This window comes from Mesorhizobium sp. M0676 (assembly GCF_040320535.1).
In the GTDB taxonomy this organism is placed as follows: domain Bacteria; phylum Pseudomonadota; class Alphaproteobacteria; order Rhizobiales; family Rhizobiaceae; genus Mesorhizobium.
Window position 1 is genome coordinate 21066 of record NZ_JAMYPU010000050.1, and the last position, 6428, is coordinate 27493.

6 protein-coding genes and 1 pseudogene are annotated in these 6428 nt (G+C 62.9%); 1 reads left to right on the forward strand and 6 read right to left on the reverse strand.

What is annotated here, in order from left to right; translation table 11 throughout:
- Window positions 1–178: 178 nt before the first annotated feature.
- The 6 genes and pseudogenes from NKI35_RS30065 to NKI35_RS30090 form a co-directional block, all read right to left on the reverse strand.
- Window positions 179–430, reverse strand: a pseudogene (locus NKI35_RS30065) (Arm DNA-binding domain-containing protein); the annotation flags it as partial.
- 290 nt (window positions 431–720) lie between these two features.
- A complete protein-coding gene (gene guaA, locus NKI35_RS30070) occupies window positions 721–2298 on the reverse strand; it encodes a glutamine-hydrolyzing GMP synthase (protein ID WP_023681817.1) in 1578 nt (525 codons plus the stop codon).
- A 55-nt stretch (window positions 2299–2353) separates the two neighbouring features.
- The gene (locus tag NKI35_RS30075; protein ID WP_031193243.1) at window positions 2354–3019 is read right to left on the reverse strand and encodes a 5'-methylthioadenosine/S-adenosylhomocysteine nucleosidase; all 666 of its coding nucleotides are present in this window, start codon (window positions 3017–3019) and stop codon (window positions 2354–2356) included.
- Window positions 3019–3477, reverse strand: a complete 459-nt coding sequence (locus tag NKI35_RS30080) for a PaaI family thioesterase (RefSeq protein ID WP_023681819.1) — start codon at window positions 3475–3477, stop codon at window positions 3019–3021. The genes NKI35_RS30075 and NKI35_RS30080 overlap by 1 nt, the downstream gene beginning before the upstream one ends.
- 84 nt (window positions 3478–3561) lie before the next feature.
- Window positions 3562–4014, reverse strand: coding sequence for a TspO/MBR family protein (locus NKI35_RS30085; RefSeq protein ID WP_023818642.1), 453 nt, complete (start codon window positions 4012–4014; stop codon window positions 3562–3564).
- A gap of 74 nt (window positions 4015–4088) precedes the next feature.
- Window positions 4089–5378: an RsmB/NOP family class I SAM-dependent RNA methyltransferase gene (locus tag NKI35_RS30090; RefSeq protein ID WP_023681821.1), complete on the reverse strand. Its 1290-nt coding sequence runs from the start codon at window positions 5376–5378 to the stop codon at window positions 4089–4091.
- Window positions 5379–5697: 319 nt separating this feature from the next.
- Here NKI35_RS30090 and NKI35_RS30095 point away from each other — a divergent pair, with 319 nt between their 5' ends.
- Window positions 5698–6375 (forward strand): MIP family channel protein, encoded by a 678-nt coding sequence (locus tag NKI35_RS30095; RefSeq protein ID WP_352742397.1) that lies wholly within the window; start codon window positions 5698–5700, stop codon window positions 6373–6375.
- The last annotated feature ends 53 nt before the right edge of the window (window positions 6376–6428 follow it).

Genomic DNA, 6428 nt, shown 5'->3' on the forward strand with positions numbered 1-6428 from the left:
CTGCTCAAATGGCTTCGATGCGGCAACTCTGCACTCAGGTTCAAGGGATGTGAGTGAATGCGGCGCTCCGGGCCGGCTTGGCCGGAATAGATGAGGCCTTGAAGGCCCGGACATCGCTTTGGTTTGGTAGCCATTTCGGCGCTGAAGTCGGCCGGAGATCGGGGTCACAACTCGGCGCTTCTATCGCCGTCGACCGTCCCTCGCCAATAGCGCGCTTCGCGTCGAGACACTTCTCCCGGCTGAGGCAAGCGAGATTCCGTCCCGTCCATACCTGCCAAGATAGACCGTCTCGCGGCCTCCGTTGAGCCTGTAGTCCAGCCGAAAGGAGATCGCGCCACTGGGCATGACGCGAACATACATGCCGTCACGGTCCGCAATCTTGCAGATTTCTCTTTTGGTTCAGGGCTTTAAGGGCGACGTCCGTCAGCATTCCCCGGTACCTCCTGAAAAGTACCGTCAGTACAATTTCGAGGCTCTTCGGCAGAACATTCGTTTTATCTCCAGTGCCTTAAGGCATCAAAAAACACCGTCAGAGCCTCATTGGATCTGACGGTACTTCGAAAAATCTGAGCTAGCAATTTGCGGAAGGTCCGTCAGCCGGTCCGTCAAATCCAATCTCCGCACCGATTGTCGCTGATTGTCTGCGAATGGATTATACGTGTTATCAAATGGTTGTGGCGTACAATGGCGTGTTTTCGGCGGCGTTTGAGTGGGCCTGAATCACTCCCACTCGATGGTGCCTGGCGGCTTTGACGTCACGTCGTAGACGACGCGGTTGATGCCGCGGACTTCGTTGATGATGCGGGTGGCCGCCGCGCCGAGGAAAGCCATGTCGTAGTGGTAGAAGTCGGCGGTCATGCCGTCGACGGACGTCACGGCGCGCAGGGCGCAGACGAATTCGTAGGTGCGGCCGTCGCCCATCACACCGACGGTCTGCACCGGAAGCAGCACGGCGAAAGCCTGCCAGATGGCGTCGTAAAGGCCGGCCTTGCGGATCTCGTCGAGATAGATGGCGTCGGCCTCGCGCAGGATTTCGAGCTTTTCGCGGGTGATACCGCCGGGGCAGCGGATGGCAAGGCCTGGTCCAGGGAACGGATGGCGGCCGATAAAACTTTCGGGCAGGCCGAGTTCCTTGCCCAGTGCCCTCACCTCGTCCTTGAACAGTTCGCGCAGCGGCTCGACCAGTTGCATGTTCATGCGCGCAGGCAGGCCGCCGACATTGTGGTGCGACTTGATGGTCACCGACGGGCCGCCGGTGAAGGAGACGCTTTCGATGACGTCGGGATAGAGCGTACCCTGGGCCAGGAAATCGGCGCCGCCGAGTTTCTTGGCCTCTTCCTCGAACACCTCGATGAACAGCCGGCCGATGGTCTTGCGCTTCGTCTCGGGGTCGGACTCGCCTTCCAGCGCGGAGATGAATTTTTCCGACGCGTCGACAAGGACCAGCGGCAGATTATAGTGCTGGCGGAACATCGCCACCACGCCGGCGGCCTCGTCCTTGCGCATAAGGCCATGGTCGACAAGAATGCAGGTCAGCTGGTCGCCTACCGCTTCGTGGATCAGCAAGGCAGCGACCGATGAATCCACGCCGCCCGACAGCGCGCAGATCACCTTGCCCTTGCCGACCTGTTTGCGAATTGTCTCGACCGCATGCTCGCGATAGGCGCGCATCGTCCAGTCGCCTTCGAGGCCGGCGATGTTGTGCACGAAGTTTCTCAGCAGCCTGGCGCCATCCGGCGTATGCACAACTTCCGGGTGGAACATGATGCCGTACATCTTGCGCGCGACGTTGCCGAAGATGGCGAAAGGCGAGCCTTCCGACTTGCCGAAGACTTCGAACCCCTTGGGCAGCGAGATGACGCGGTCGCCATGGCTCATCCACACCTGGTGACGCTGGCCGGGCGCCCACAGGCCTTCGAACAGCGGGCTGTCCTTTTGGATCTCGACGAAGGCGCGGCCGAATTCGCGATGGTTAGAGCTTTCGGCGACGCCGCCCATCTGCACGCACATGGCCATCTGGCCGTAGCAGATACCGAGCACCGGCACGCCGGCATCGAAGACGATCTGCGGCGCGCGCGGGCTGCCGATGTCCGATGTCGAGGCGGGACCGCCCGACAGGATCACGGCTTTCGGATTGATGCGCTTGAAGGCAGCTTCGGCCGATTGGAACGGCACGATCTCGGAAAACACGCCGGCCTCGCGGATGCGGCGGGCGATGAGCTGCGTAAACTGGCTGCCGAAATCGATGATGAGAACGGTGTCGGCCAGGACTGTATCGGGATGATTGGCTGTCGTCATGGCGAGCCTTTAGAGAAAGAAACGAGTCGGCGCAATGGGGTGCGTAGCCCGACTTTCAGAGCGCTGCCGGCTCTTGCCCAGGCTGCTCCTTGTGTAGCGTGCCGGAGCCGATGGCCTGTTCGAGGCGCATGACCGCATCGGCCAGCTTCTCGTCGATGACATGGAGGTATTCGGTCCAGTCGCCGACATGCCTGAGGTCGGCAGCGCCGTCGGATATGCCGCGCAGGCCGATCAGAGGGACGGCGAACAGTTGGCAGGCGCGCAGGCAGGCGAAGGTTTCCATGTCGACCATATCGGCGGCGATGGCGTCGTAGGCGGCGCCGGTGATGATGGCGCCGCCGGTCGACAGGCTGGCTTCTTTAATGCCCGGTATCCTGAATGATAGCGGGACGGTCACCGGCAGGTCGAGGAACGGCGTCGCGCCTTTTTCGAAGCCTAGTGGCGAAGCGTCGATGTCGCGATAGCTGACCGAGACCGCCTGGTAGATTTCCGTCTGCTCCAGTGTGCGGCTGCCGGCGGAGCCAAGCGAGACGACGAGATCGGGCAACGCCTTCTCGGATTTCAGCCATGACAGTTCGGCGCCGAGCCGCACACCTGCCTCTACCGGGCCGACGCCCGTCATCAGCGGCGTGAACAGTTTTTGCAGATGCGGACCGTACTCGGCCTGCGCCGCCATGACGAAGAGGACGTCCTTGCCACCAATTCGCGTAATTTTGGCCATCAGCCTGCTATCCCGTCACGGCCAACCACCGTCATCATCGTGCCGGTCATGGTCGCGATCAGCTTGGCCTCGCCATCGGCGGCAAAGGCGTAGGCCTGGCCGTCGGCGACGATGATGGTGCGGCCGGGCTTGGTCACCGAGCCGCGGAACAGGAAGCGTTCGCCCCGGCCGGGCGCCAGGAGGTTGACCTTGAACTCAATGGTCAGCACACCGGAATTTTTCGGCATCAGCGAAAATGCGGCATAGCCGCAGGCCGAATCCAGCGCCGTCGAAATCACCCCGGCATGAAGGAAACCGTGCTGCTGGGTCAGTGCCTGGGAATAGGGCATTTCGATCTCGATGATGCCCGGCGTCACAAGGGTCAGCTCGGCGCCAATGGTCGCCATCGCCTGCTGGCGCGCGAACGACGCCCTGACGCGGTCCTCATAATCGGGTGCGGGTACGATCTTTGCTGCCATGGCCATCGCCCTGATTTATCTGCAAAGCTTATCGCAGACGCCTGAACGCCACGCAAATGCTTTTGCTGCACTGCAGCAAAGCACTCAGTTCAACAGGAGCAGCGACGCGTTGAGCAAGGTGGCGAAGGCTACCCACGCGGCATAGGGCGCAAACAGCCAGCCGGAAACCCGGTCGCGGTTCCACACCGTGGCTATGAACAGCGCAATGCTGGCGAGAAGAGCCAGGATCACTACCAGTGCCGGCCCCATCTGTTTGGCGCCGAAGAAAGTCGGCGACCACGCGAAGTTCAGAACAAGCTGGAGGGCCCAGATCTTCATCGCGGCGCCTGCTCGTTCCCGCTCCCATGTCCGCCAGCCGGCTACGGCGATCAGGACATAAAGGAGCGTCCAGGCCGGCGCGAAGACCCAGTTGGGCGGGTTGAAGGGCGGCTTGGCGAGCGAGGCATACCATTCACCCGGCAACGTCGCATAGCCGATCAACAGGCCGCCGCCGAGCACCAGAAGGAGGAAAAGCAGAAGCGACACATATCTTTGCAAGAATTCTACCCCGTCTGGCGGGCGACGCCGCGCATCTGCAACTGGAGCGCTATGTCAGTCTGTCAATCGCAGCGTCAATTCGCCCGACGCAGCGCACAGAAATAGAAGCCGTCGGTGCCGCTCAGAGCCGGCGACAGCGAGATATCGCTTGTCTTGCCGATCCGGGCGGCCGCTGCGTGACCGGGGAAGCTGGCATCCCAAAGCGCGCGATGATCGACCGGAACGAAGCCCTTGTGCCGTTCGCGAAAGGCGGCGACCTGCTCGCCATTCTCCTCGTCGAACACCGAACAGGTGATGTAAACTAGCAGGCCGCCCGGTTTGACATAGGCCTTCGCCGCATCGAGGATCGCCGACTGCTCGCCCTTGCGGGCATCGAGCTGTCTTTGCATCAGCCGCCATTTGGCGTCTGGACGGCGCCGCCAGGTGCCGCTGCCGGTGCAGGGCGCATCGACCAGCACGATGTCCATGTGGCCTGCGAGGGGGCTGAGCTCAGCCGGCTTGGTGACAACCTGGACGTTGCGGTTTTCCGAACGGCGGAGGCGGTCGAAGATCGGCGCCAGCCGTGCTTTTTCGGCATCATGGGCGAAGACCTGGCCTTTGTTGGCCATCGCCGCCGACAACGCCAGCGTCTTGCCGCCGGCGCCGGCGCAGAAATCGAGCACCTGCATCCCGGCTTGCGCGCCGGCAAGGGCGGCAACGATCTGCGAGCCTTCGTCCTGGACCTCGAACCAGCCTTTCTGGAAGGCCGGCTCGGCCTGTACGTTCGGGTGCCTGCCGTCGCCGTCGATGGGCGGGATGCGAATGCCTTGTGGCGCGATAGCGGCTGCCTTGGCGCCGGTTTCGGCGAGTTCCGCCAGCACTTTGGCGCGGTCGGACTGCAGCGTATTGACCCTGATGTCGAGCGGCGGGCGGGTCGCCAAAGCCGCCCCTTCCGCAACCCAGTCTGCGCCAAAGGATCGTTCGAAGAGCGGCGCGCACCAGTCGGGTATGTCCGCCCGCACCGCCTCCGGCGCGTCTTCAGGCCGGCGCTCGGCCAGCGCCTGCAACTCGGCGGCGCTGAGCAGCGGCGGCGCGAACTTGTCACCCTGGAGCGCATCGTTAAGCGATTGCGGCGTCTGGCCCCATTCGATGAGCAGCGCGCCGAAGCCGATGGCGCGGGGCGTGTCTTCACCCAAAAGCCAGCCGGCGGAACGTTTGTGGCGCAGCGCGTCGTAGACGATGTTGCCGATCGCCGCGCGGTCGCCGCCGCCCGCAAAGCGATGCGACAGGCCCCAATCTTTCAGCGCATCGGCCACCGGCCGGTGGCGCCGGCCAATGTCGTCCAGCACTTCAATGGCTGCCGCCAGCCGTCCGCCCAGTCGCATTCGTCATTCCATCTATCGAGCACAGTATCTTTCGGCCTGCTCTTAGAGCGTTTCGCGTCGAGATTGAACCCCGCTTGAATTTCGCGGCGACGAGGCCTTCCGCTCGCGGCCGACGATTTTCCCCGCCGGCAAATGTCCGCCCGCCGGCGATAACAAATCTCAAATATATGCAAGGTCTCTAATGTTGGTAACTGGCCGCCGTAAGCACGATCTGTGGCGCAATTGCTCAGCTTTCCAAGCTTTTGCGTTGGGAATACTCTTTGCGCCATGATTCGCGGCGCGGAAAAGCGGACCGACGGATCGATACGAGGAGAGGGCAATGAAAACGTATCTTGCGGAAGTTCTAGGGACATTTCTATTGGTGTTTATCGGCACGGCGTCGGTGGCGACGGGTGGCTTTCTCGCCGACTTGCCGCTGGGCCAGGAAGCCATCGGCCTGGCGTTCGGCATCGGCCTGATTGCGGCGGCTTACGCGGTGGGTCCCATCTCAGGCGCACATCTCAACCCAGCCGTCACGCTCGGCGTCTTCCTTGCCGGCCGGCTGCCGGCCAAGGATGTCATTCCTTACTGGATCGCGCAGATCATCGGCGCCATTCTGGCCTCGCTGGCGCTGTGGATCATCGTCTCCGGCCAGACCGGCGGGCACACCACCGGTTTCGGCGCCAATGGCTGGGACGTGGCGAAATGGGGGACGAGTTCGGCCTTCCTGTGGGAGCTGATCGGCACCTTCACCTTCGTCACCGTCATCCTCGGCGTCACCGCCGAGAAGCACTCGACGGCGTTCGCCGGCCTGGTCATCGGCCTGACGCTGGCCGGACTGCACTTCGCAATGATCCCGGTGACCGGCACCTCGCTCAATCCGGCGCGTTCGATCGGCCCGGCGCTGTTTACCGGCGGCGCAGCCCTCAGCCAGCTCTGGCTGTTCATCGTTGCGCCGCTGATCGGCGGCGCAATCGCTGGCGTCGTCGCCAAGGCACGCATCTTCGAAAAGGAGTGATTTCGAAGCCTGCGAAAACGAAGGGGGGGGGGGGGGGGCGCGCGGCGCAGGGT